The sequence below is a fragment of the Pseudomonas sp. BIGb0558 genome (assembly GCF_024807515.1).
In the GTDB taxonomy this organism is placed as follows: domain Bacteria; phylum Pseudomonadota; class Gammaproteobacteria; order Pseudomonadales; family Pseudomonadaceae; genus Aquipseudomonas; species Aquipseudomonas yamanorum_A.
The window spans coordinates 93,565-116,439 of the sequence record NZ_JANUEW010000008.1 but is presented as its reverse complement, the minus strand read 5'-3'; the positions used below and the strand labels follow the sequence as shown (position 1 = coordinate 116,439).

18 protein-coding genes and 2 tRNA genes are annotated in these 22,875 nt (G+C 60.9%); 6 read left to right on the top strand and 14 right to left on the bottom strand.

Going from position 1 to position 22,875, the window contains the following annotated elements; genetic code table 11:
• Window positions 1-87 precede the first annotated feature (87 nt).
• The 4 genes from M2400_RS13045 to M2400_RS13030 form a co-directional block, all read right to left on the bottom strand.
• Window positions 88-1,374, bottom strand: a complete 1,287-nt coding sequence (locus M2400_RS13045; RefSeq protein ID WP_259196920.1) for a virulence factor family protein — start codon at window positions 1,372-1,374, stop codon at window positions 88-90.
• Window positions 1,374-4,016: a bifunctional lysylphosphatidylglycerol flippase/synthetase MprF gene (gene mprF / locus M2400_RS13040; protein ID WP_177046793.1), complete on the bottom strand. Its 2,643-nt coding sequence runs from the start codon at window positions 4,014-4,016 to the stop codon at window positions 1,374-1,376. Before mprF ends, M2400_RS13045 begins: the two co-directional genes overlap by 1 nt.
• A gap of 280 nt (window positions 4,017-4,296) precedes the next feature.
• Window positions 4,297-4,373, bottom strand: a tRNA-Met gene (locus M2400_RS13035).
• A 206-nt stretch (window positions 4,374-4,579) separates the two neighbouring features.
• Window positions 4,580-4,656 (bottom strand) — tRNA-Met (locus M2400_RS13030).
• A gap of 291 nt (window positions 4,657-4,947) precedes the next feature.
• Here M2400_RS13030 and dinB point away from each other — a divergent pair.
• Window positions 4,948-6,006: a DNA polymerase IV gene (gene dinB / locus M2400_RS13025; protein ID WP_177121902.1), complete on the top strand. Its 1,059-nt coding sequence runs from the start codon at window positions 4,948-4,950 to the stop codon at window positions 6,004-6,006.
• A gap of 104 nt (window positions 6,007-6,110) precedes the next feature.
• Here dinB and M2400_RS13020 read toward each other — a convergent pair whose 3' ends face one another.
• From M2400_RS13020 to M2400_RS13005, 4 genes are all read right to left on the bottom strand, one after another.
• Window positions 6,111-7,064, bottom strand: coding sequence for a hypothetical protein (locus M2400_RS13020; protein WP_259196914.1), 954 nt, complete (start codon window positions 7,062-7,064; stop codon window positions 6,111-6,113).
• Between the two features lie 20 nt (window positions 7,065-7,084).
• The gene (locus tag M2400_RS13015; RefSeq protein WP_003208614.1) at window positions 7,085-8,800 is read right to left on the bottom strand and encodes a proline--tRNA ligase; all 1,716 of its coding nucleotides are present in this window, start codon (window positions 8,798-8,800) and stop codon (window positions 7,085-7,087) included.
• 179 nt (window positions 8,801-8,979) lie between these two features.
• Entirely contained in the window at window positions 8,980-10,521 is a 1,542-nt protein-coding gene (locus M2400_RS13010; RefSeq protein ID WP_177046780.1) for an AmpG family muropeptide MFS transporter, read from the bottom strand.
• A gap of 43 nt (window positions 10,522-10,564) precedes the next feature.
• Window positions 10,565-10,927, bottom strand: a complete 363-nt coding sequence (locus M2400_RS13005) for an MGMT family protein (RefSeq protein WP_177046778.1) — start codon at window positions 10,925-10,927, stop codon at window positions 10,565-10,567.
• A gap of 154 nt (window positions 10,928-11,081) precedes the next feature.
• Between M2400_RS13005 and M2400_RS13000 the strand changes: the two genes are divergently transcribed.
• Window positions 11,082-12,089, top strand: a complete 1,008-nt coding sequence (locus tag M2400_RS13000; RefSeq protein ID WP_177046776.1) for a DUF481 domain-containing protein — start codon at window positions 11,082-11,084, stop codon at window positions 12,087-12,089.
• A 15-nt stretch (window positions 12,090-12,104) separates the two neighbouring features.
• On the opposite strand, the gene M2400_RS12995 is transcribed toward M2400_RS13000, so the two are convergent.
• Window positions 12,105-12,863, bottom strand: coding sequence for an SDR family oxidoreductase (locus M2400_RS12995; protein ID WP_177046774.1), 759 nt, complete (start codon window positions 12,861-12,863; stop codon window positions 12,105-12,107).
• A 75-nt stretch (window positions 12,864-12,938) separates the two neighbouring features.
• On the opposite strand from M2400_RS12995, the gene M2400_RS12990 reads away from it, so the two are divergent.
• The 4 genes from M2400_RS12990 (at window position 12,939) to groL (ending at window position 16,455) form a co-directional block, all read left to right on the top strand.
• The gene (locus M2400_RS12990) at window positions 12,939-13,670 is read left to right on the top strand and encodes a HugZ family protein (RefSeq protein WP_177079740.1); all 732 of its coding nucleotides are present in this window, start codon (window positions 12,939-12,941) and stop codon (window positions 13,668-13,670) included.
• A 66-nt stretch (window positions 13,671-13,736) separates the two neighbouring features.
• A complete protein-coding gene (locus M2400_RS12985; RefSeq protein ID WP_177046770.1) occupies window positions 13,737-14,213 on the top strand; it encodes an FxsA family protein in 477 nt (158 codons plus the stop codon).
• A 248-nt stretch (window positions 14,214-14,461) separates the two neighbouring features.
• On the top strand, window positions 14,462-14,758 hold the full coding sequence (groES, locus tag M2400_RS12980) for a co-chaperone GroES (protein ID WP_003208599.1): 297 nt from the start codon (window positions 14,462-14,464) through the stop codon (window positions 14,756-14,758).
• 50 nt (window positions 14,759-14,808) lie between these two features.
• The gene (gene groL, locus M2400_RS12975; RefSeq protein WP_177115596.1) at window positions 14,809-16,455 is read left to right on the top strand and encodes a chaperonin GroEL; all 1,647 of its coding nucleotides are present in this window, start codon (window positions 14,809-14,811) and stop codon (window positions 16,453-16,455) included.
• A gap of 70 nt (window positions 16,456-16,525) precedes the next feature.
• Here groL and M2400_RS12970 read toward each other — a convergent pair whose 3' ends face one another.
• From M2400_RS12970 to M2400_RS12950, 5 genes are all read right to left on the bottom strand, one after another.
• On the bottom strand, window positions 16,526-17,953 hold the full coding sequence (locus tag M2400_RS12970; protein WP_177121901.1) for a glycosyl hydrolase family 8: 1,428 nt from the start codon (window positions 17,951-17,953) through the stop codon (window positions 16,526-16,528).
• Between the two features lie 117 nt (window positions 17,954-18,070).
• Window positions 18,071-19,366: a HAMP domain-containing sensor histidine kinase gene (locus tag M2400_RS12965; RefSeq protein ID WP_259196905.1), complete on the bottom strand. Its 1,296-nt coding sequence runs from the start codon at window positions 19,364-19,366 to the stop codon at window positions 18,071-18,073.
• Complete coding sequence (locus tag M2400_RS12960; protein WP_177046762.1) at window positions 19,356-20,054, bottom strand: response regulator transcription factor; 699 nt, start codon at window positions 20,052-20,054, stop codon at window positions 19,356-19,358. The genes M2400_RS12965 and M2400_RS12960 overlap by 11 nt, the downstream gene beginning before the upstream one ends.
• A gap of 74 nt (window positions 20,055-20,128) precedes the next feature.
• Window positions 20,129-20,860, bottom strand: coding sequence for a phosphatase PAP2 family protein (locus M2400_RS12955; protein ID WP_259196903.1), 732 nt, complete (start codon window positions 20,858-20,860; stop codon window positions 20,129-20,131).
• Between the two features lie 54 nt (window positions 20,861-20,914).
• On the bottom strand, window positions 20,915-22,864 hold the full coding sequence (locus tag M2400_RS12950) for an LTA synthase family protein (protein WP_259196901.1): 1,950 nt from the start codon (window positions 22,862-22,864) through the stop codon (window positions 20,915-20,917).
• Between the last annotated feature and the right edge of the window lie 11 nt (window positions 22,865-22,875).

The following is a 22,875-nucleotide window of genomic DNA, read 5'->3' as shown; positions in this document are numbered from 1 at the left end:
CAGCCTCGCCGGGGCTCGACAGCTGCTACGGGCAATCAACAAAAAGCCCCCGGTGCCTTGCGGCAGCGGGGGCTTTTTTGTGGGCGCTTATTCGGCCTTGGGGGTGCCTTGACGCTTATTGATGATGTCCACCAGGCGCTGGGCCAGCGCCGGGTAATTCTCGTCGAAGTGATGGCCGCCAGGCAGCTTCACCGCTTCGCCGACAGCGGTCTTGTCGGTGCAGCCGCTTTCATCGACTTCTTCGGCACCGTAGATGCACACCACTTTGGCCGGTGGCAGCTTGGCCATTTCCGGGCCGGTGGCGGCTTCTTTGCCGGCGTTGCCCAGCCAGCCTTCCACTTCGATCTCGAAGCTGCCGGTGCGGGCAAAGGCCAGCAGGATGATTGCGTCTACACGCTGCTGCTCGTTTTCCGGCAGACGGTTGTAGATGGCCGGCAACACGTCGGCGCCGAACGAGTAACCGGTCAGCACGAAGCGCTTGGTGCCCCACTTCTGCCGGTAGTGTTGCATCAGCTCGGTGAGGTCCTTGGCGCTTTGTTCCGGGGTCTTGTGCTGCCAGTAGTAGCGCAGGGTGTCGATGCCGACCACCGGGTAGCCGATCTTGGCCATTTCCCCGGCCACGTCGCGGTCCAGGTCACGCCAGCCGCCGTCACCGGAGAGGAACAGGGTGACCGTGTCCTTGGCCTGGCCCGCAGGTACTTCGACCACCGGGATCGCCAGGCCGCCGTTGTCCGAACCTACCAGCTGTTTGCGCAGTTCGTTGTTCAGCACTTGCGGGTAGTGAACGTCGTAGTCGCTGATGCTGGTGGTGGCACGCGGTGTATCGCGTACGAAACTGGCGGCATCGTCGTCAGGGTTATCGTTCCAGGCGACCAGCCAGCTGCCGTGGGCCGAGGTTTTCGGCAGCGGGTCATTGCAGCCTGGCTGTGCGATTGCGAAGCCGACGGAGATGGCGTTGGCCTTGTCGTCGTTCTGTGCGGCCAGCCAGCGCCAGGCCAGGGATGCGCCAGGGCCGATGCCGCTGACCAGGGTCGCCGGGCCGGCAAGCTGGCCCAGGGCGGTTTGCAGGGCTTGTTCCTGCAGCTTGCAGTCGTCCTTGGGCAGGATCACCTGGACGATCTGCGCCGCGCCGCCTTGGCTGAGGGCGATCAGTTGGCTGTCGGTCAGGGTTTCGTCGGCCAGTACGGCCACGGCCACGCGGGCCTTCGGGGTAGTGCCGGGGGTTACCCGCGTCATGACCGAGCCATCGGCCTGGGGCAATTGCTCCAGGGTGGGCTGCGGGGCAGGGCGGTTCCAGTACCAATAGCCGCCACCCAGGACCAGGGCGAGCAGCACTACAAAGGCCAATACATACCGCCAGGAGCGTCGAATCATCAGCGTTTCACCAATCCAGTCAAGCCGCCCGCAATCAGGGCGGCGGTATCGGCCAGTGCCACCAGCGGATCAAGTCCTGCGGGCACGGCCATGTAACGGGGTTCCCAGTCAGGCTGGAACTTGTCTTTGAAGCGGCGCAAGCCTTGGAAGTTATACAGTTGCTCGCCACGGCGGAACACCATCGAGCCCAGGCGTTGGGTCAGCGGGGCGCCACGTCGTGGTTGCAGGCCCGACAACGGCACCATGCCGAGGCTGAAGCGGGCGTAGCCATGGTTCTTATAATGTTGAATCAGGCCGACCATCATGAATTCCATGGTCAACTTCGGCGCGTCCGGGTGCGCACGCATCAGGTCGAGACTGGCCAGGTCATGGCTGTAGGTCTCAAGCAGGTTCGCAAACGCTACCGGGCGCCCTTCGAAGCGAATGATCGCAATACGAAAGTGCTTGAGGTAGTCGTCGCTGAATCGTCCGAGGGAAAAGCCCTTTTCCCGCACGTTCTTGCCGGTCAGCCACGCGTCGGAGATGACTTTCAGCTCCTCCATCGGGGCCTGGCCGGCTTCGTGGATCTCCAGGGACAGGCCGTCACGGGTCCCGCGGTTCCAGGTGTAGCGCAGGTCCTTCATCTCTTTGCCCTTGGCTTCCAGGTCAAAGCGTTTCAGGTCGACCCGGGCTTCTTCGCCCAGCTTGATCGCGGTCAGGCCGATGTCCATGTAGTACGGCAGGTTCTCTGCCCGCACCTGGTAGAACACCGGGCGCGCATGGTGAATGTCGCACAGGTCACGGAACTGCCAGATCATCTCGGCCCGTTGCAGGGTCGGGCCGATCGGGTCATACAAGGCCACCAGGCTGCGACCGCGACGAGCGTACATCAGGAACGCTTCGTCGTTGGGGTGAAACAGCAGGGCCTTGTCGCCGGTCAGGGCCAGGCCGCCGTCGGGTTGCGCCGAGTTCATCAGGATCTTGGTAGCGCGTTCCAGTTCGTCGGGTGTTGGCAGGTGGATGATCGGGCGCGCGGTGCGCAGCAGCCAGGTCAGCGAGACCACCACCAATACCACGGCAGCGCCCAGCAGCGAGCGCAGTCCACGTGGGGCGTTGGCGTCGAGGGTGAACTGCCACCACAGCTGATGGCTGTAGGGCACGTCCTGGTAGGCGAACAACAGCAGCCAGATCGACGCACCGAGCACGCACACGCTCGCCACCAGGTACAGCGGCGAGAATGGCAGTTCAGTCAGGCGGCTGGCGCGGTAGAACGAGCGCCGGAAGATCGCCAGCAGCACCGCCGTCATGGTCATCAGGCTGGCTTCTTCCCAGTCGAAACCCTTGAGCAGCGAGAGCAGGGCGCCGGTCAGCAGCAGCACCATGGTCAGCATCCACGCGGCAGACAACCGGCGACGCAGTCCTTGTGCCAGCAACAGGCAGAGCACGCCGATCAGGCTGGCACCAAAGTGCGAAGCGTCAATCAGGCGATGAGGAATCAGGAAGCCGATGTTTTCCAGGCGTGAGTCGATTTCCGGGGTTGCGCCGGAAAACAGCAGGACCACGCCGGACAAAAAAACCAGTACGGCCAGGATCGGTGCGGCCAGGCCCGAGGCCGCCCGCAGGCTTTGCTGCGTCTGGAACAGGCGCTGGGCTTCATTGATCAGCAGGAACACACAGGCGATCAGCAGCGGCAGCACCACATAGATCATCCGGTAAAGCAGCAAGGCGGCCGCCAATGGCGCAGCGCCAAGCTTGTCGGCAAAGGCCGCCAGCAGGATCGCTTCGAACACCCCGACACCGCCCGGCACATGGCTGAGCACACCCGCGGCCAGGGCCAGCAGGTACACCAGCAGGAACGGGCCGAAGGGCGGCGCTTCCGGCAGCAGCAGATAAAGCACGGTGGCGGCAGCGGCGACGTCGAGGGCGGTGATGATCAGTTGCAGGAAGGTCAGGCGACGGCCTGGCAGGCGCAGGGTGCGGCGCCCGGCCTTGACCAGCAGGTTGTCCGGATACGGTTGTTCCGGCAGGCGACGACGGTAGATGCCGATGCACAGTGCTGCGGTCAACAACAGTACAGCGCCTGCGATACCGCCGAGCAGGCTCGCCGGCAAATGCAGTGCGTTGGAGGCGGCGGGCAGGTTGCTCAGGGTGGCCAGGGCTGCCAGTGGTGGCAGGGCGCAACCCAGGGCGAGGCTGGCAAACACGGTCATGCGGGCCACTTCCGAGGCGCCGACGCCATACCGTGCATATAAACGGTAGCGCACCGAGCCGCCCGAGAGCATCGACAGGCCAATGGCGTTGCCGATGGCGAATGCGGTAAAGCCGCCGTAGGCCAGGGTCTTGGCCGGCAGTTTCACCCCGGCATAGCGGGCGCCGGAAAATTCATAGCCCAACAAAATGATAAAGCCTGCGACCGCGGCACCGAATGCGCCCAGCAGTGCAGGTTTCGGCACTTCCAGGATCGAATCGTGGAGCGCGTACAAGTCCAGCTCAAGCAGCAGGTGGCGACAGGCAATAAGGGCGATTGCGAACAGCAACAACGTGACGGCCAGCCCGATGGGTTGGCGGTATTTGCTCAACAGATCCAGCCAGCGCAAACGGGTGGGAGTGATCGGTTGTGTCGCTGTGACAGTGTCTTGTGGTTCAGACGAGTTGGCGCGCATCAATCACCTCGTGGATTGTGCGCGACAGGATGGAGGTATCCAGCCAAGTTACCAATCCCTATGGACAAAATAATTACAAATATTAACGCGTATCGCGAAGTGCAGCGACAGCGCCCATTGGTCGTAGAAGGACAGTGCTTGAAGACTTAGCATAGCTTGCAATGAGATGGACTCTACAAACCGTGTACGGTTTCATGAAAGATGCCATGCCATTGTTTCAAAAGGACTTTTTCGTCAGATACAAAAAAGGCCACTCTTTCGAGCAGCCTTTTTTGATGTTTGGTTGCGGGAGCCGGATTTGAACCGACGACCTTCGGGTTATGAGCCCGACGAGCTACCAGACTGCTCCATCCCGCGTCTGTGTGGCGGCATTCTACAGAGCAACGGCGGGGTGTCAACCGTTAATCGGCCGATGGGTCAAATAAGTGCGAATTAGCCTTGGATTGTCACGCGCGGGTGGTAAGTGCGCGATTGGAAAAGGTTTTTTGTCAGACAATCGAAAAGAGGGCTAAAACAGACAGGCACAAAAAAGGCCACTCTTTCGAGTAGCCTTTTTTGATGTTTGGTTGCGGGAGCCGGATTTGAACCGACGACCTTCGGGTTATGAGCCCGACGAGCTACCAGACTGCTCCATCCCGCGTCTGTGTGTCGGCATTCTACAGAGGAACGCGAGTGTGTCAACCGCTGATTCAAAGAAAAGCGCTTGTGGTTCAATCGGTTAGCTCTCCAAGGTGGCCCCTTGATGGGCCTGCGGGCCAGTCTGGCCGAGGCTTTCAGCTCTATCGGGGGGTGAGTTTCGATTGAGAAAATGAATTCATGTGCGAATTTTCCCACCGCTTAGGCGGAAGATTCAAACTACTGGTGCTATATACAGGTGTGAGTGAGATACTGCCCGCCTGTTCGTTTTCTGCCCAGAACCACTGCCTTATATATGACGCAGCGCAAAATCATCCACGTCGACTGTGATTGCTTCTACGCCGCCATCGAGATGCGCGACGACCCGACCCTGGCGCAAAAACCGCTGGCGGTGGGCGGCTCGGCAGACCGGCGCGGGGTGATCGCCACGTGCAACTATGAGGCGCGGGCCTACGGTGTACGTTCGGCCATGTCGTCCCGGCACGCCTTGAAGCTGTGCCCGGACCTGACCATCGTCAAACCGCGCATGGATGCCTATAAAGAAGCGTCCAAGGAAATCCAGACGATCTTTCGCGACTACACCGACCTGATCGAACCGTTGTCCCTGGACGAGGCCTACCTGGACGTCTCTGACAGCCCACATTTCGGCGGCAGTGCCACGCGCATTGCCCAGGATATTCGCCGGCGGGTCTCCAACCAATTGCACATCACCGTTTCTGCGGGCGTGGCGCCGAACAAGTTCCTCGCCAAGATCGCCAGCGACTGGAAAAAGCCCAACGGATTGTTTGTGATCACCCCCGACCAGGTCGAAGACTTTGTCTCGGCGCTGCCGGTGAAAAAGCTCCACGGCGTGGGCAAGGTCACGGCTGACAAGCTGGCGCGGCTGGGGATTGAGGATTGCCTGCAACTGCGGGACTGGAACAAGCTGGCGCTGGTGCGTGAATTCGGCAGCTTTGGCGAGCGCCTCTGGAGCCTGGCTCGTGGGATCGATGACCGTGTGGTGCAGAACGACAGCCGGCGGCAGTCCATCAGTGTGGAAAATACCTACGATGTCGACCTGCCGGACCTGCCCAGTTGCCTGGAAAAATTGCCCGAACTGATGGACACCCTCGCCGGGCGCATGGCGCGCATCGACAGTAGCTATCGGGCGGGCAAGCCGTTCGTCAAAGTGAAGTTTCACGACTTTACCCAGACGACCCTGGAACAGGCCGGGGCAGGGCGGGACCTGGAGAGCTACCGGCAGTTGCTGACCCAGGCGTTCAATCGCGGCGGCAAGCCGGTGCGATTGCTGGGGATTGGCGTGCGATTGCTGGATTTGAGCAGCGGCAACGAGCAGCTTGAGCTGTGTTGGTAGGTTATCCGCGTAGCAGCTGTCGAGCCCCAGCGAGGCTGCGTCAGCGGTGTATCAGGGACACCGCTGACGCAGCCTCGCTGGGGCTCGACAGCTGCTACGGGAGGTTAGCGTGCCTCAGGGTCTGCCACCAGGCGCCCGGCATCCTTGGTCAAGGCCTGCAGGAATTCCTGCTGCAGCTCCGGATCATTGCGGGTCAGCTCGATCAGGCTTTGTTCAAGCTCACTGGCTTCCTCTTCCAGGCCCAGCTCCGACAGGCGCTTGACCCGGTGCACCCACTCGTTGACCTCGTCGTCTTCCAGGTCGTCGTAGATCAGCGCATGTGCTTCGAGCAATTTGCCCCGCAGGGTGCTGCTGATGGCCAGTGACGAGTCCGAATGCACGTCATCCTGTGCATCCTCAACACTGATCTTCAGGGTGCTGATGCGGTTCAGGTCATGTTCGGCAAGCGGGCTGTCCAACAGGTTCAGGCGCAGTACGCCATTACGGTCGGTGGTCAGGTCAAAGGTTTGCTTGCCGGCGGTCACCTGCACCGGGCGCTCGCTCCAGGGCAGGCTCGAATACTCCACGCGCTTGTCGCGCTGGACTTCATCGATGCCCGCCAGGTTCTGTTGCGCACGGCCGTTGGATTGCACGTTCATGAACGGGTTGATCCCGTCCACGCCGTAGCTGAGCCAGTCGCGGGTCATGCTCGCAGGCAGGTTGCCCAGGGCGAAGATATTCGCCACGTTGGCGCCCACGCCCGCCACGAGCGCAACTGCACCGAAGGGCATTTCGTAGAGTTTGCGCCAAGGCTGGTAGGGCGTGTAGCGGTCGTAGCGACGGGTGACTTCGAACTCGGTGACCTCAAAGGTCTTTTGCTCGTGAATGCGAACCCGGCGTTGCGGCAGCTCCAGCACCTTGGGCTCGCCCACATCGATCTGCAGGCTGTGATCGAGCAATTTGCGCTCGATGCGTTCCTCGTGCTCGCTGCGTTGCGACATCTGGTTGGCGCAGCCGCTGACCAGCAGGGCGCCACATAACGTGGCGCCCCCCAGGGCTATGGTGTTTCGCTTGAACATGACGACTCTTGATCTGGTTTTCAGCGACGAATACGCGCCTGAAGGAAAGACAGCACGTCAGCCACCGGCAACGGTTGGGCTTCGGCTTCGGTCCGGCTCTTGTATTCCAGATTGCCATCGGCCAGGCCGCGGTCACTGACCACGATCCGGTGCGGGATGCCAATCAGTTCCATGTCGGCGAACTTGATGCCCGGGCTGGTTTTCTTGTCCCGATCATCCAGCAGCACTTCAAAGCCGGCAGCCGTCAGTTCGGCGTACAGCTTGTCGGTGGCTTCGCGTACTTGCTCGGTTTCGTAGCGCAGCGGTACCAGGGCAACCTGGAATGGCGCCAGGGCGTCGCTCCAGATGATGCCTTTCTCGTCGTTGTTCTGCTCGATGGCAGCCGCAACCACGCGGGAAACACCAATGCCGTAGCAGCCCATTTCCAGGGTGATCGGCTTGCCGTTCTCGCCCAGCACTTCGCACTTCATCGCCTTGCTGTACTTGTTGCCCAGCTGGAAGATGTGCCCGACTTCGATGCCGCGCTTGATTTCAAGCGTGCCCTTGCCATCCGGGCTTGGGTCGCCGGCCACCACGTTACGCAGGTCGGCCACGGTCGGAACCGGCAGGTCACGTTCCCAGTTCACGCCGAAGTAGTGCTTGTCATCGATGTTGGCACCGATGCCGAAGTCGCTCATCAGCTCAACCGAACGGTCGATGATGATCGGCAGTGGCAGGTTCAACGGGCCCAGGGAACCGGCGCCGGCGCCAATGGCGTCGCGCAGTTCGGAGTCGGTGGCCATGACCAGCGGGCTGGCAACGCCTGGCTGCTGGGCTGCCTTGATTTCGTTGAGCTCGTGGTCGCCACGGATCACCAGGGCGATCAGCTTGCCTTCTTCTTCGGCGCGCACGATCAGGGTCTTGATGGTCTTTTCAATCGGCAGATTGAATTTTTCCACCAGGGCCGCGATGGTCTTGGTCTCAGGCGTGTCCACCAGGCGCAGCTCTTCGCTTGGCGCAGGGCGGGAAGTTTCCCGTGGCACGGCTTCGGCTTTCTCGATGTTCGCCGCGTAGTCGGAACCGTTGCTGAACACGATATCGTCTTCACCGGATTCGGCCAGCACGTGGAACTCGTGGGAGCCGGCACCGCCGATGGAACCGTTGTCCGCTTCAACCGGGCGGAATTTCAGGCCCAGGCGGGTGAACACGTTGCAATAGGCGGTGTGCATGCGGTCGTAGGTGACCTGCAGGGACGCCTGGTCAGCGTGGAACGAATAGGCGTCCTTCATGATGAATTCACGGCCGCGCATCAAACCGAAGCGTGGGCGGATTTCGTCACGGAACTTGGTCTGGATCTGATACAGGTTGAGGGGCAGCTGCTTGTAGCTGCTCAACTCGTTGCGCATCAGGTCGGTGATGACTTCTTCGTGGGTCGGGCCGGCGCAGAAATCGCGGCCGTGACGATCCTTGAAGCGCAGCAATTCTGGGCCGTACTCTTCCCAGCGCCCGGATTCCTGCCACAGCTCAGCCGGTTGGGTGCTCGGCATCAACACTTCCAGAGAGCCGGCAGCGTTCATTTCTTCACGAACGATGGCTTCGACCTTGCGCATCACCTTCAAGCCCATGGGCAGCCAGGTGTACAGGCCCGAGGCCAGTTTGCGGATCATGCCGGCGCGCAGCATCAGCTGATGGCTGATCACGACCGCGTCGGAAGGCGTTTCTTTCTGTGTGGCGAGCAAATATTGACTGGTGCGCATGGTAGGCCGTTGTCGGTTGCTTGGACTTGAAATGACTTTGGATTGTACGGGCGCTTGCTGCCGACGTACAGGCATCTGGTTGCTGGAGCGGGGCTTCTGTGGGAGCTGGCTTGCCTGCGATGCAGGCAACACGGTGTATCAGTTGCACCGCGGTGATGCTATCGCGGGCAAGCCAGCTCCTACAGTGATTCGTTTTCCTCGGGAGGATTCAAGCGAATCCGCCGGCTTTCCTGGAACCAGTGCAAGGCGATCAGGATCAGCGTCGGCACACCCAGCAGGCAGGTGACCAGGAAGAAGTTGTGGTAACCGAATTTCTCGACCATTACCCCTGAATACCCGCCGATCAAGCGTGGCAGCAGCAACATGATCGAGCTGAGCAAGGCGTATTGGGTGGCAGAGAATTTCAGGTTGGTCAGGCTCGACAGGTACGCGACGAATGCTGAGGTCGCCATGCCTGAGCTGAAGTTATCCAGGGAGATGGTGAAAATCAGCATCTGCAGGTCCGGGCCCATGTCGGCGAGCATCACGAACAGCAGGTTGGTACCGGCCGATGCAATGCCGCCGATAAACAGGATCGGCAGGATGCCGAAGCGCACGATCAGCAGGCCGCCCATGCCGGCACCCAGCAGGGTCATGATCAGGCCGAACACCTTGCTGACGCCGGCGATCTGGTCCTTGGTAAACCCCTGGTCGATATAGAACACGTTGGCCATCACGCCCATTACCGTGTCCGACATCCGATAGGTCGCAATCAACCCCAGCAGCAGGAAGGCTTGCCAGCGGTAGCGCAGGATGAAGTCGTTGACCGGCGTGAGCACCGGCGCCAGGCCTCGGCGACCCATGGTCGACAGGCACAGGGTGGTCAGGATGATATAGAGGATGGCCCGCAGGAACGCGCGGTCTTCCAGCAGCAGATCCAGCAGGCTGACGCCGTGGAACAGCACGCTGGCGAAGTCTGTGTTGTACAGCTGGGTAAACATCGCCGGTACCGACACCAACAGCACGATCAGTACGAACACCGAGACCAACTGGTGCGCAAAACTGTAGCGCCCGGCCTGTAACTGGGTGCGCAGTGGCACATTGGGTTCGCGCATGAACAGGGTGGTCAGCAACGCAGGCACCATCAGCGCACCGAACAGCACATAAGTGCCAGCCCACGCCGAGTGCTTGTAATTGAAGCCGGTGGAGCCAAAGCCTTCAGCGAAAAACAGTGCACCCGCGGTGGCCAGCAGGGCGGCCACGCGATAACCGGACATATAGCTGGCGGCCAACGCGGCCTGCTGGCTGTCGCTGGCGATTTCCAGGCGGTAGGCGTCGACGGCGATATCTTGCGTGGCGGAAGCGAAGGCGACGATCACGGCGATGGCGATCAGCCAGGAAAGGTGCTTTTGCGGATCGCAGAACCCCATGCCGATCAATCCGAGGATCACCAGCGTCTGGGACAGTACCAGCCAGGAACGACGACGTCCGAGCTTGCCGAGCAGCGGCAGGCGCCATTGGTCGAGCAAGGGCGACCAGACCCACTTGAAGGCGTATGCCAGGCCGATCAGGCTCGCATAACCGATGGTTTCGCGGGCCACACCGGCCTCACGCAACCACACAGAAAGCGTCGAGAACACCAACATGTAAGGCAAGCCGGCAGCAAAGCCGAGCAGCAACAGCACTAACGTCGAGGGGCTGGCATAGGCGGCGAGCGCGGCGCGCCAGGTTTTACGGGGCATGGGCTGGAGTCTGCCTCAGAATTACGCAAATAAAGCGCGCACTCTAACCGCTGTGCTCTACCGGGCGCCAGCCATGACGCTGAATATCAACACGATTGTTCAGGATGCTGACACCTTCGCCGCGCAAACGCGCGCGTTGCTCGTCACCTGAGGCACTGCCCACCGGCAGACTTATCCGACCGCCGGCACCCAGCACCCGGTGCCAGGGCAGTTTGGTGTCCTCGGGCAGTTGGCTCAGGGTACGGCCCACCCAGCGCGCGGCGCGCCCCAAACCGGCGAGGCGCGCCAGCTCCCCGTAGCTGATTACGCAGCCCTCAGGCACTTGGGCGAGAGTCAGGTACAGCACCGTGCGGCGCATTTCGGCCGGGCTTTGCGGGGCGTCGGTCGTTTCGTTCACGCTGGGCATATCCGATGAAAATGTCCGTCTATTTGTAGGAAACGTCTGCAAATCTAACGTTAAGCATGGAACTCGATAGCAATACCCGAGTCAGTCCTTGCTAAGAAGTTATCCACCCCGATAATGCCCGTTTTTTCGCCAAACTCGAGCCCCATATCTGCTTATGTTGTCCAGAACCCTGCTATGCCTCGCTGTTTTCAGCGCCTCCACGCCGCTGCTCGCCGATACCGTCTGGTTGAAGAACGGTGACCGCCTGACCGGCAAGATCAAGGTTTTCGACGGTGGCAAACTGTTGATCCAGACCGACTACGCTGGCGCCATCCCGGTGGACTGGAAGCAGGTCAAGACCCTGGAAAGTGACCAGGAGCTTCTGGTCAAGCAGGATGCCTATACCGGTGAGAAGGCCAAGTCCCTGCAGGCGGCGGATGACGGCAAAGTCACCCTGGCCAACGGCGAAGCGCCCAAGACGGTCGAACTGGCCAGTATCCAGCAGATCATCAAGCCCAAACCCGTGATCGAAGACCTGGTGTGGAAGGGCAATGTCGATATGGCGCTGGACTATAAGCGTGCGGAAAAAGACACCAACGACTACGACATCGACTTCAAGACTACCGCGCGTCATGGCCAATGGCGGCATACCGCCCAGGGCGAATACAACCGCGAATTCCAGGACGATGTGACCACCACCGACAACTGGGCGCTGGAATACGACCTGGATCGGTTTCTTACCGAACACTGGTTCTGGCAGGGTCGCCTGACCTACAAGCGCGACAAGGTCGAAGACCTGTCTCGCCAGCGCACGGTGGGTACCGGCCCGGGCTACCAGTTCTGGGATGACGAACTGGGTGCGTTCTCCCTGGGTTCGCTGGTCAACCGCACCGATTACGAATATCAGGACGGCGGCAAGGACAACTTCTACTCGCTGGCGATGAAGTGGAACTACAACCGCTACCTGGTGGGCAAGACCGTCGAATTCTTCACCAATGGCGAGCTTGGCAAGCCGTTGGCAGGGCCGTCCGACTATTCCCTGGACGCGGAAATGGGCCTGCGCTACAAAGTCACCGAGTGGGCCTCCCTCAACCTCAAGGCCGAGCGCGACGTTATTAGTGGCGACTCGGAAAGCGCGTTGAGCAAGACCCGCTATACCGCTGGGTTCGGCGTCACCTGGTAAAGGGCCATCGGGTCATTACAGGCGCAACCCGCCGTCCATTTCCAGGATCCGCCCGGTGTAGTAGTCGTTCTCGAAGATATACGCCGCCGAATGGGCAATCTCCTCGGGTCGCCCCATGCGCTTGAGGGGAATGCCCGAGGTCATCTTCTCCAGTGCCTCGGGCTTCATGCCCAGGGTCATCTCCGTTTCTATAAACCCCGGTGCAATGCCCGCCACGCGGATGCCGTAGCGCGCCAGTTCCTTGGCCCAGGTCACGGTAGCGGCCGCCACGCCGGCCTTGGCGGCGGAGTAGTTGGTCTGGCCGACGTTACCGGCGCGGGAGATTGATGAGATGTTGATGATGGTGCCCTGATTCTTCAGCTCCACCATTTTCGCCGCCACTTCACGGGTGCACAGGAAGACGCCGGTGAGGTTGACGTCGATCACCGCCTGCCACTGGGCCAGGCTCATCTTGGTCATCTCGCCGTCCTTGACCTTGAGCAGCAGGCCATCGCGCAGGATCCCGGCGTTGTTGATCAAGCCGTTGATCGCACCAAAGTCTTCGGCGATCTGCGCCACGGTCTGGGTCACCTGTTCTTCATTCGCCACGTTACATAGGTAGGCCCGGGCCTTCACGCCATGGGCCTGGCAGGCGGCCACCGCCTGGTCGAGCTTTTCCTGATTGAGGTCCACCAGCGCCAGGTGCGCGCCTTTGGCTGCAAAATACTCGGCCATGGAACGGCCCAAACCCTGGCAACCGCCGGTGATAATGATTACTTTGTCGTTGAGATGCATTCGCAAGTCCTGTGGGCAGAATGAAGCGACTATCCAGGTTTATTTTTTGACGATATTTATCAAAGGAGTCATAAGTTGAGCGCGCACGTTGCCAAGAATGCCCGAGAACTACTGCTCAAGGAATACCGTGGGGCACTCGCCACCCTGTCCAAGGCCATGCCCGGTTTCCCGTTTGGCTCAGTGGTGCCGTACTGCCTGGATGCCGAGGGCCGGCCGCTGATCCTGATCAGCCGCATCGCCCAGCACACCCACAACCTGCAGAAAGACCCCAAGTGTTCGCTGTTGGTGGGTGAGCGTGAGGCGGACGACGTGCAGGCGGTAGGGCGCCTGACCTACCTGGCCGAAGCCGAGAAACTCGAAGACAGTGCCGAGATTGACGCCGCCGCCGAGCGTTACTACCGCTATTTCCCGGATTCGGCCAACTACCACAAGGCCCATGATTTTGACTTCTGGGTGCTCAAGCCGGTACGCCACCGCTATATCGGTGGGTTTGGCGCGATCCACTGGGTCGACCAGTTGACCCTGGCCAACCCGTTCGCCGGCAAGGCCGAGCTGAGCATGATCGAACACATGAACAGCGACCACACCAAGGCCATCGCCCATTACGTCGAACTGGCCGGCCTGCCGACCACCGAGCCCGCGCAATTGGCGGGTATCGACAGCGAGGGCATGCACCTGCGCATTGGCCAGGCGCTCTATTGGCTGCCCTTTGCCGAGCCTTGCAACACGCCGACACAAGTACGCGAGGCCTTGGTTTTCCTGGCTCACGCTGAGGTCTGGCCGAAAAAAGCAGGCGCAGAAGCTTGAATTCACGAAACGGCGACGTCATCTAAGGTGAAGTAGCAAGGCATTCTTGCGTTGAGGAACCATTTGATGCGCCCTTTTTTGTTGCTCTTTTTGTTGTTTCCGGTGCTGGAACTGTTCGTATTCGTACAAGTCAGCAGCGCAATCGGGTTTTTCCCGGCACTGCTGCTGATCATTCTCGGCTCGATGCTCGGCGTGCTGGTGCTGCGCGTCGCCGGCCTGGCCACGGCGCTGCGTGCCCGTGAAAGCCTGAATCGCGGCGAACTGCCGGCCCAGACCATGCTTGAAGGCCTGATGATGGCCTTGGCCGGCGGCCTGTTGATCCTGCCGGGCTTTATCAGCGATGTGGTGGGCCTGGTCATGTTGTTGCCCTTCACCCGCAAGTTGCTGGCGGGCAAGATGCGCCAGCGTGCCGAAGAGGCGGCGATCCGCCAGCGCGCCTTTGCCGACGACCTGCAACCCCGTGGTGGCCCGGCCCCGCGCCAGCCTCTGGGGCGTGAAGGTGACGTGATCGAAGGCGAATTCGAACACCGCGACCCCAAGTAATCCCTTCAGCGGCACGGCACCTGCGGGTGCCGTGCGGCGTTTGAAGACTCCCCCGGCACAAAATTTTTCATCTCTGCACCCTTGTAATAACCTTATGCGCCCTTATGTAACGGTCACCGCAAGGTTTCTGGTGGCGACACCAGACAGACTTCCGCGTTTCGCGCCGCGAACCGCGACCGGCACCGCCGGAATTTAACCTGCCGGAATTGACACCGGCTGATGAAAAACACAATTAGGAGAGATCGACAATGAGCAAGCTTCGTCCTCTGCATGACCGCGTCGTCATCCGTCGCAGTGAAGAAGAAAAGAAAACCGCTGGCGGTATCGTGCTGCCAGGTTCGGCTGCTGAAAAAGCCAACCACGGTGTGATTCTCGCTGCTGGCCCAGGCAAGACCCTGGAAAACGGTGAAGTACGTGCGCTGGCTGTGAAAGTGGGTGACAAGGTTGTTTTCGGCCCTTACTCCGGCAGCAACACTGTGAAAATCGACGGCGAAGACCTGCTGGTAATGGCTGAGAACGAGATTCTCGCTGTTCTGGAAGGCTGATTTCCCCGCTCATCTTCCCGTTACTACAAAGTATTTAAGGAATATCGATCATGGCTGCTAAAGAAGTTAAATTCGGCGATTCCGCCCGTAAGAAAATGCTCGCCGGTGTCAACGTCCTGGCTGACGCAGTAAAAGCGACCCTGGGCCCTAAAGGCCGTAACGTGATCATCGAGAAGAGCTTCGGCGCTCCGACCATCACCAAGGACGGCGTTTCCGTCGCCAAAGAAATCGAACTGGAAGACCGTTTCGAAAACATGGGCGCGCAGCTGGTCAAAGACGTTGCCTCCCGCGCCAACGATGACGCAGGCGACGGCACCACCACCGCTACCGTTCTGGCCCAGGCCATCGTCAACGAGGGCTACAAGGCCGTCGCTGCCGGCATGAACCCGATGGACCTCAAGCGCGGCATCGACAAGGCGACCATCGCCGTTGTTGCTGAGCTGAAAAACCTGTCCAAGCCATGCGCCGACACCAAGGCCATCGCTCAGGTAGGCACCATCTCCGCCAACTCCGACAGCTCCATCGGCGACATCATTGCCGAAGCCATGGAAAAAGTCGGTAAAGAAGGCGTGATCACCGTTGAAGAAGGCACTGGCCTGGAAAACGAACTGTCGGTTGTTGAAGGCATGCAGTTCGACCGTGGCTACCTGTCCCCGTACTTCGTCAACAAGCCAGAAACCATGGTTGCCGAGCTGGACAGCCCGCTGATCCTGCTGGTTGACAAGAAAATCTCGAACATCCGCGAAATGCTGCCAGTGCTGGAAGCCGTTGCCAAAGCCGGCCGCCCACTGCTGATCGTTTCCGAAGACGTTGAAGGCGAAGCCCTGGCGACTCTGGTTGTGAACAACATGCGTGGCATCGTTAAAGTCGCAGCCGTCAAGGCTCCAGGCTTCGGCGACCGTCGCAAGGCCATGCTGCAGGACATCGCCGTACTGACCGGCGGTACCGTTATCTCCGAAGAGATCGGCCTGAGCCTGGAAAGCGCCACCCTGGAAAACCTGGGCAGTGCCAAGCGCGTGACCATCTCCAAGGAAAACACCATCATCGTTGACGGTGCTGGCGTTGAAGGCGACATCCAGGCTCGCATCACCCAGATCCGTGCCCAGGTTGCCGAAACTTCCTCGGACTACGACCGTGAAAAACTGCAAGAGCGCCTGGCCAAGCTGTCTGGCGGCGTTGCAGTGATCAAGGTTGGCGCTGGTTCCGAAGTTGAAATGAAAGAGAAGAAAGCCCGCGTTGAAGACGCCCTGCACGCAACCCGCGCAGCCGTTGAAGAAGGCGTGGTACCTGGCGGTGGCGTTGCGCTGATCCGTGCTCTGGAAGCCCTGACCAACCTGACCGGCGACAACGCCGACCAGAACGTCGGTATCGCTGTACTGCGTCGTGCTGTTGAAGCACCGCTGCGTCAGATCGCTGCCAACTCCGGCGACGAGCCAAGCGTTGTGGTCAACGAAGTCAAGAACGGCAAAGGTAACTACGGTTACAACGCTGCGACTGGCGTCTACGGCGACATGATCGAAATGGGCATCCTGGACCCTACCAAGGTGACTCGTTCGGCTCTGCAGGCAGCAGCCTCCATCGGTGGCCTGATTCTGACCACCGAAGCAGCCATTGCTGACAAGCCTAAGGCTGAAGGCGCTGGCGGCGGCGGTATGCCAGACATGGGTGGTATGGGCGGCATGGGCGGCATGATGTAAGCCAGCCTTACCCCGCTACTGAAAAACCCCGCCTGCAGCGATGCAGGCGGGGTTTTTTTATGTGCGTACCTCAGCTGAAGCCGCGGCGCCCCAGGAGTTTCTTGAAACTGAACCCGCGGGCCAGCATCAGCTGCGGGGCGGGCGGCAAAGATGCCACGGGTCCCGGTGCAGCAATGCCGGATGGCGGATCGACAGGCACGTGCGCGGTTTTTTTGATGGGCGCCGGTTGGGGCCGCTCCCAATGGCCGGACATGATCACCATGCCCAGCAGTTTCAGGGTATTGCCGTAGTAGTCCTGATCCCTGATGGACCGGCGTTGCAGGTTGTCCCAAATATTATTGAGCCACGGCTGATTGTCGGGGCTGATCATCGCGCTGACCCCCAATGCCGCCACAAAGGCCGGCTCATTCTGGTCTTCCTCGATGGCGCTGCCGTCGATGCGGTAGCCGCTGTTGAACGCGCCCGGCTCATCGTGGGTGGTGGAACGAGCCCAGCGGTTGAAGGCGGTCAAGGTGTACAGGGCACGAGGGTCACCGTACATCAGGTAATCCAGGCCGATGCGCCACGGGTAGCGGGCGGCATTCCATGAGTAGCCACCGTCGTATTGACCTTCCACCAGCTCGGGGCGCGCCGGGGTGAGCGAGGTGTCCAGGTGGCTGATAAAGTCCGGCACCAAGCCACTGTTGGCGCTGTAGCGTTGGGTGAAGGCGCTGATGATCGAATAGTTCTTGTCGCGAACCGCCTGCCAGCGCTTATCCCCGGTCATGGCGAAGAAGCTGTAGAGGTGCGACTGCATGAAGTCCGAGCTGCGGGTGGTGTACTCAAGCTCAGGGTCGCCGTCGGTGCCGGCCCAGTCGCCGAGCATCAAATGATGCGTCCTGGGGTGCACCTCGTGTTTCATGATCGCGGCCATGACGGTGTTGGCCTCGTTGCGATAATCGACGGTGCCCTGGCTGCCCCATTTCTGGTCGGCCAGCAGCAAGGCGTAGGCGATGTCCAGGTCGCCGTCGGTGGCGCTGACGTCACCGCGGAACGGGTCGGTGGAATCGCCGCATCCTTCGATCTGGTTCCAGGCCATCAAGCCCGGATCGGAGGCCGCCGGGTGATCCTGGAAGTAGCGCACCATGCCGTCGAATATTTTTTGGGCGTCGTCATCGTAGTCGGCCATCATCACTGTGAGCAGCATGCCGTAGCCATGGGCCTCGGACACCGTGATGGTGCCGGGCGCGGTGCCGCCGCCCACCGGTTTGTGGTCGGCGTTGACCTTGACGAAATACCGGCCGCTGCCGCATTCCCCCGACAGATACACCGCCTTCCAGTCCTTGTAGAATCTGACCAGTTGCTGATCCATGATCGCCTGGGGCTGGCGATTGGGCAGGATCGAGCCGGGGTAATAGGGCGCGTGAACACTCTGGGCTGCAATGCTGCCCGACCAGGAACCAGCGGCCATGCACAGTGATAACACCAGCGTAGACAGATGCCGTTTAGGGTGACGCATGAAGTGACTCTCCAACCTGATCCAAAGGGCATGGACTCAGGATGGCGCGGGCGATCCTGAATCAGGTCGCGAGGTTAGCGGCAGCGCGCAGGTTCCACTGTCACAGGCTGTAACAGCCTAACCCGGGCGCAGCGCCAGGGTCAGGGTCAGGCGCGCGCCGCCCAATGGGCTGCGGGTGATCGACAGCTCCCCGTGGTGCCAATGGCAGGCTCGCTTGGCCAGCGCCAGGCCGAGGCCAAACCCGCTGGGCTCGTCACCGCCCATGGCCAGGCGGACGAAGGGTTCGAAGATCTTTTCGCGGTTTTCCGGCAACACACCGGGGCCGTCATCGTCCACATGCAGCACCAGGTCTTGGCCCTGGCACGAGGCACTGACGTTCACCTGTTCGCGGGCGTACGTGATGGCGTTGCTCAGCAGGTTGCGCACGATCAGGTGCAGCAGGGCGCGATCACCGATCAGCTCCAGGTCGGCGGGGTTGGTGTCCAGGGTGAGCAAGCGATGGTGCCCGTCCAGCAGGGCAAACTCCTGTTGCAGCCAGTCACGGATATTGATCGGCTCATGCTGCAGGTCGCTGGGTGCATCGGCCAGCCGCGCAAAAGCGAGGCTGGCGCGAACCAGCGACTCCAGCTCCTCGATGTCGGTTTGCAGCCGCTCTTGCAGGCGGATGCGGGTGTCAGGGTCGGCACTTTTACTCAGCAGCGCCAGGGCAAATCGCATCCGGGCCAGGGGCGTGCGCAGTTCGTGGGACACCGCCTGGGAAACCTCGCGGTGGCGTTCGCCCATCGACGTGATGTCCTGGGCATGCTGTCGCAATGTCAGCAGCAGCGGGGCCCACTCCTGGCTCATCGCCGGCAGCAGCGTGTTGGGTGTGCGGGCGAGTGCCGCAACGCTGGCGTTGAGGGTGTTGAGGTCGTGGGTGTATTTGCGTCGGGCGCGCAAGGTGAGCCAGAGCAACAGCATGACCGGCAGGCCGGCGACACAGGCGGTCAGCCAATACACCGGGTATTGCATCAGGTCCTTCACTTCGGCGGTGCCCCACAGGGGGCCGAATTGAATCACCGTGTCGTCGTCCAGCGGGAAGTAGGTGATGTCTTCATCACTGTTCTGCGCCGGTTGATGGTGGTCGAGCATGACGAGGGCTTCGGGCGGCAGCTCAATATCATCCTTTTTCACCAGGCTCACCGGGTACTGAAAGCGCGCTTGCAGCGCCTCGATCTGCGCCTCGCGCTGTTCGGGGGGGAACGCCTTGAGTTGCTCGGCCACCAGATAACCCGGGCCGGCCATCAGGCGCAGGAAACTGTAGTCGCCGATAAACACCGCAGCATTCGTGCACAGCCACAACAGGTAAAGGGTGAGGGCCGCCCAACTGGTACCGGCTGCGATGGCCATCCATGGGCGTACTTTAGACAGCATGCTGGCTCCCCGTCGGGATCTCGACGAACAGGTATCCCTGGGCGGTGATGGTCTGGATGGTCACGGGGCACTCAAGGCTCATCAGTTTTTTGCGCAAGCGCGATACCCGCATGTCAATCGAACGATTCAGGCCGTCGTACTCCAGGCCGCGCAGGCGCTGGAGCAGTTTTTCCCGGGTGAGCAATACGCCGCAGTGACGGGCGAAGATGGCGAGCAGCTCGAATTCGGCCACCGAAAACTGCAAGGGCGCCTCGCCAAGCCACGCGAAGTGGTTGTTCAGGTCCAGCCGAAAAGTGCCCCACTGATAGTAACTGCGGTGTGCCTGAGGATGGCGGCGCAGCAGCGAGCGGATTCGCGCCAACAACAATAAAGGATCGATCGGCTTGACTACATAGTCGTCGGCGCCGGCGGCAAACCCCACCAACTGTTCGGCGTTCTCGTCCAGGGCGGTCATCATCAGGATCAGCCCGGGATAGTGGTCGCGAATCTGGCGGCACAGGGTAAAACCGTCGATGCCCGGCAGCATTACATCGAGGATCAGCAGTGCCGGCTGTTCATCGCGGATACGCTGGGCGGCGCGGTCGCCACGGTGTTCCACCGCGACAGTAAATCCCTCGGCGCGCAGGAACTCGGCCGTGAGTGCCGCCAGGGGCAGGTCGTCTTCGATCAGCAGCAGGGTATCGGACATGGCTCAGCGGGATCGTTGCCAGAAAAGTGCGCAGAGTGTTGCGCCCTTGCCCCCGGCGAGGCAAGGGCTGTTCATCACGCGGTTGCGGCCTGCATTGGGGAGGTTTTGACTGGCCGGTACAGCAAGAAGTAATACGCCCCCAAACAGATCAGCCAGCTGAAAATCGCCGTCCACACGTTATGGGAAAGAAAGTGTGCGCCTTGCATCGTGCGGCTCACCGAAAGCACCGTGCCCAGCCCCAGGGCAAACATAAATGCCCAGCGCGCCATCCTCGGCCGCCGATCCCGCAGGGCAAAAAACAACGCAAACAAGGCAAAGCCGGTGGCCGCATGCCCGCCCGGCCAGCAGCGCCCGGGTTTGTCGGTGGGCGGTCGGGGGCTCAGCAGTTCGCTGTAGGTCTCCTGGCCGCCAAACTCCTTGACGCTCCACGGGCATTGCACTGCGGTCACGGTCTTCAACGGCGATACAAACGAGGTGGCCAGTGCCAGCGACAACACCAGGCAACCCAGCTCCCGGCGATAGGGTTTGAGCCGCTCCACCACAAATGCCCCGGCAAACCCGGCGATGGCCAATACCGAAAACACGATCACCATCTGCTTGGCGCGATCGTGAAGGATGTCCTCCAGAAAAAAACTGTGCCGGCCCACAAAGCCGCCTTCACCAGCGTTGTAAAACAACTTGGCCACGTCCATGTCCAGCGATGTCAGCTCCAGCAACAGCATGAGCACCGCCAACACGGCAGGCACGCCGAGGCCCAGCGAGAAGTTGAGGGGTTTGGAAACGGGACGAGCAGCGACTGTTTGCATGGCGAACTCAAACTCTAAAAAAAGCCCCGGACAGGCCTGGCCGGGGCGTTTTGGTTAGCGTGCACTCACCTGGGGGACTTCGTCCTTGGGCGTCTTCCAGCTCAGCAACTGTTGTTTGTAGTCGTAGCTGGCGCCCTGGTAGTAGGTAATGGCGCGCTGGATCAACGGGTCATCACTGCCAACCTGGGACTCGTGGCTGTCGCCCAGTGCCTGGTCATGGCGACGCAGGCCTTGGCGCGGGCTGAGGATCGCCAGGTCGTTACCGTCGAACAATCCCAGGTATTGGTAATTGCCCACCACTACCCGTGGCGGCAGCGGGTTGTCCTGCAGCAGGTTGCGGCCAAAAAACGTCGACTCGTAGCTCAGGTTCAGCAAGCCCAGCAGCGTCGGCGCCAGGTCGATCTGGCTGGCCAGCTTCGCGTTCTCGCCGGCGTCGATCAACTTGGGGGCGTAGATGAACAGCGGAATCTGGTAATTGACCATCGGCAAGTCTTCCTTGCCCGCGCTGCCTGCGGTGTGGTCGGCGACGAAGATAAAGATAGTGTTGTCGAACCACGGCTTCTGGCGCGCCGCGTCCAGGAACTGGCCGATGGCGTAGTCGGTGTACTTCACCGCGCCGTCGCGACCGTCGCCGGATTTGATATCAATGCGGCCCGCCGGGTAGGTATAGGGGCGGTGGTTGGAGGTGGTCATCAGTTGCAGCAGGAAGGGTTGCTGCTTGGCGTAGTCTTCGTCCGCCAGCTTCAGCGTCTGTTTATAGAGGTCTTCGTCAGCCATGCCCCAGGCGTTTTTGAAGCTGATTTCTGACTCGGGCACGCTGCTCTGGTCAACCACGCGATAACCGTTGCCGCTGAAAAACGCGTTCATGTTGTCGAAGTAGCCACGGCCACCGTAGACAAACACGCTGTCATAGCCAACGGCGTTGAGCTGTTGGCCCAGGCTGCCGAAGCCGCTTTCACGGCCGATGCGCTTGACGATGGAGCGTCCCGGCGTCGGTGGAATGGCCAGGGTGATGGCTTCCAGGCCGCGGTCGGTGCGGGTGCCGGTGGCGTAGAAGTTATTGAAGTACAGGCTTTGCTTGCGCAGCGCGTCGAGGTTGGGCGTGAGGTTATTCGGGTCGCCGTTGCTGCCCATGTACTTGGCACTGAAGCTTTCGATGGTCACCAGCACGATATTGGGTTTGCGCAGCGTGCCCGGGTTGGTAATGGCGCGACGGATATCCAGTGGGTCAGTACCGATAAACCGTGCATTGGGCTCACTGAGTTCGGCGCGCAACTGCTTGGCGACCACATCGGCCGGCAGGCTCTTGTAGAACTGGTTGTAGTCCAGTTCGTTGTTACGGAAGGCGGCAAAGAACTGATAGGGGCCGTTGCTCGCCAGTTCGTTGTTGTAGGCGTTACCACCTTGGCTGCGCGGGCGGTCCTGGTTGATCAGTTGCAGGCTCAGGCCTGCTACCAGCAACAAGCCCAGGGCGCTGAGCAGGCGTTTTCGCATGGCAGGCAATGGTGCATTCATCGCGGCGTTGAACGGTTTGCGCAAAGCCAGGCTGAGGACGATGGCCATCACGGCCAGCAGGCTCAGCAGCTTGCCGATCGGATACGACTCCAGCAGGTTGTTCAGCACCTCTTTGGAGTAAACCAGGTAATCCACGGCAATGAAGTTGAAGCGCACGCCGAACTCGTCCCAGAACAACCACTCCGCCACGCTGGTGAAGAGCATGGCGAACAGGCTGACGGTGAGGACTGCCTGCAGGAACCAGCGATGGCCACGGCGGCGCCACAACGCCGGCGGGCACAGCAACAGGTACAGGCCCAGTGGTAGGGCGGCATAGGCGAGGAAGCCCAGGTCGTAGAGCAGGCCCACACCGAATACCGGCAGCAGGTTGCCGCTGACTTCGTCCAGGTGGGTTACCAGCAGCAGGATGCGGGTCAGTAGAAATACCACCAGCCAGGCACCGGTCACCAACAGCAAATAGCGCATTGGCGCCGTTTTTGGAAAGCCCATGGCAATGTTCC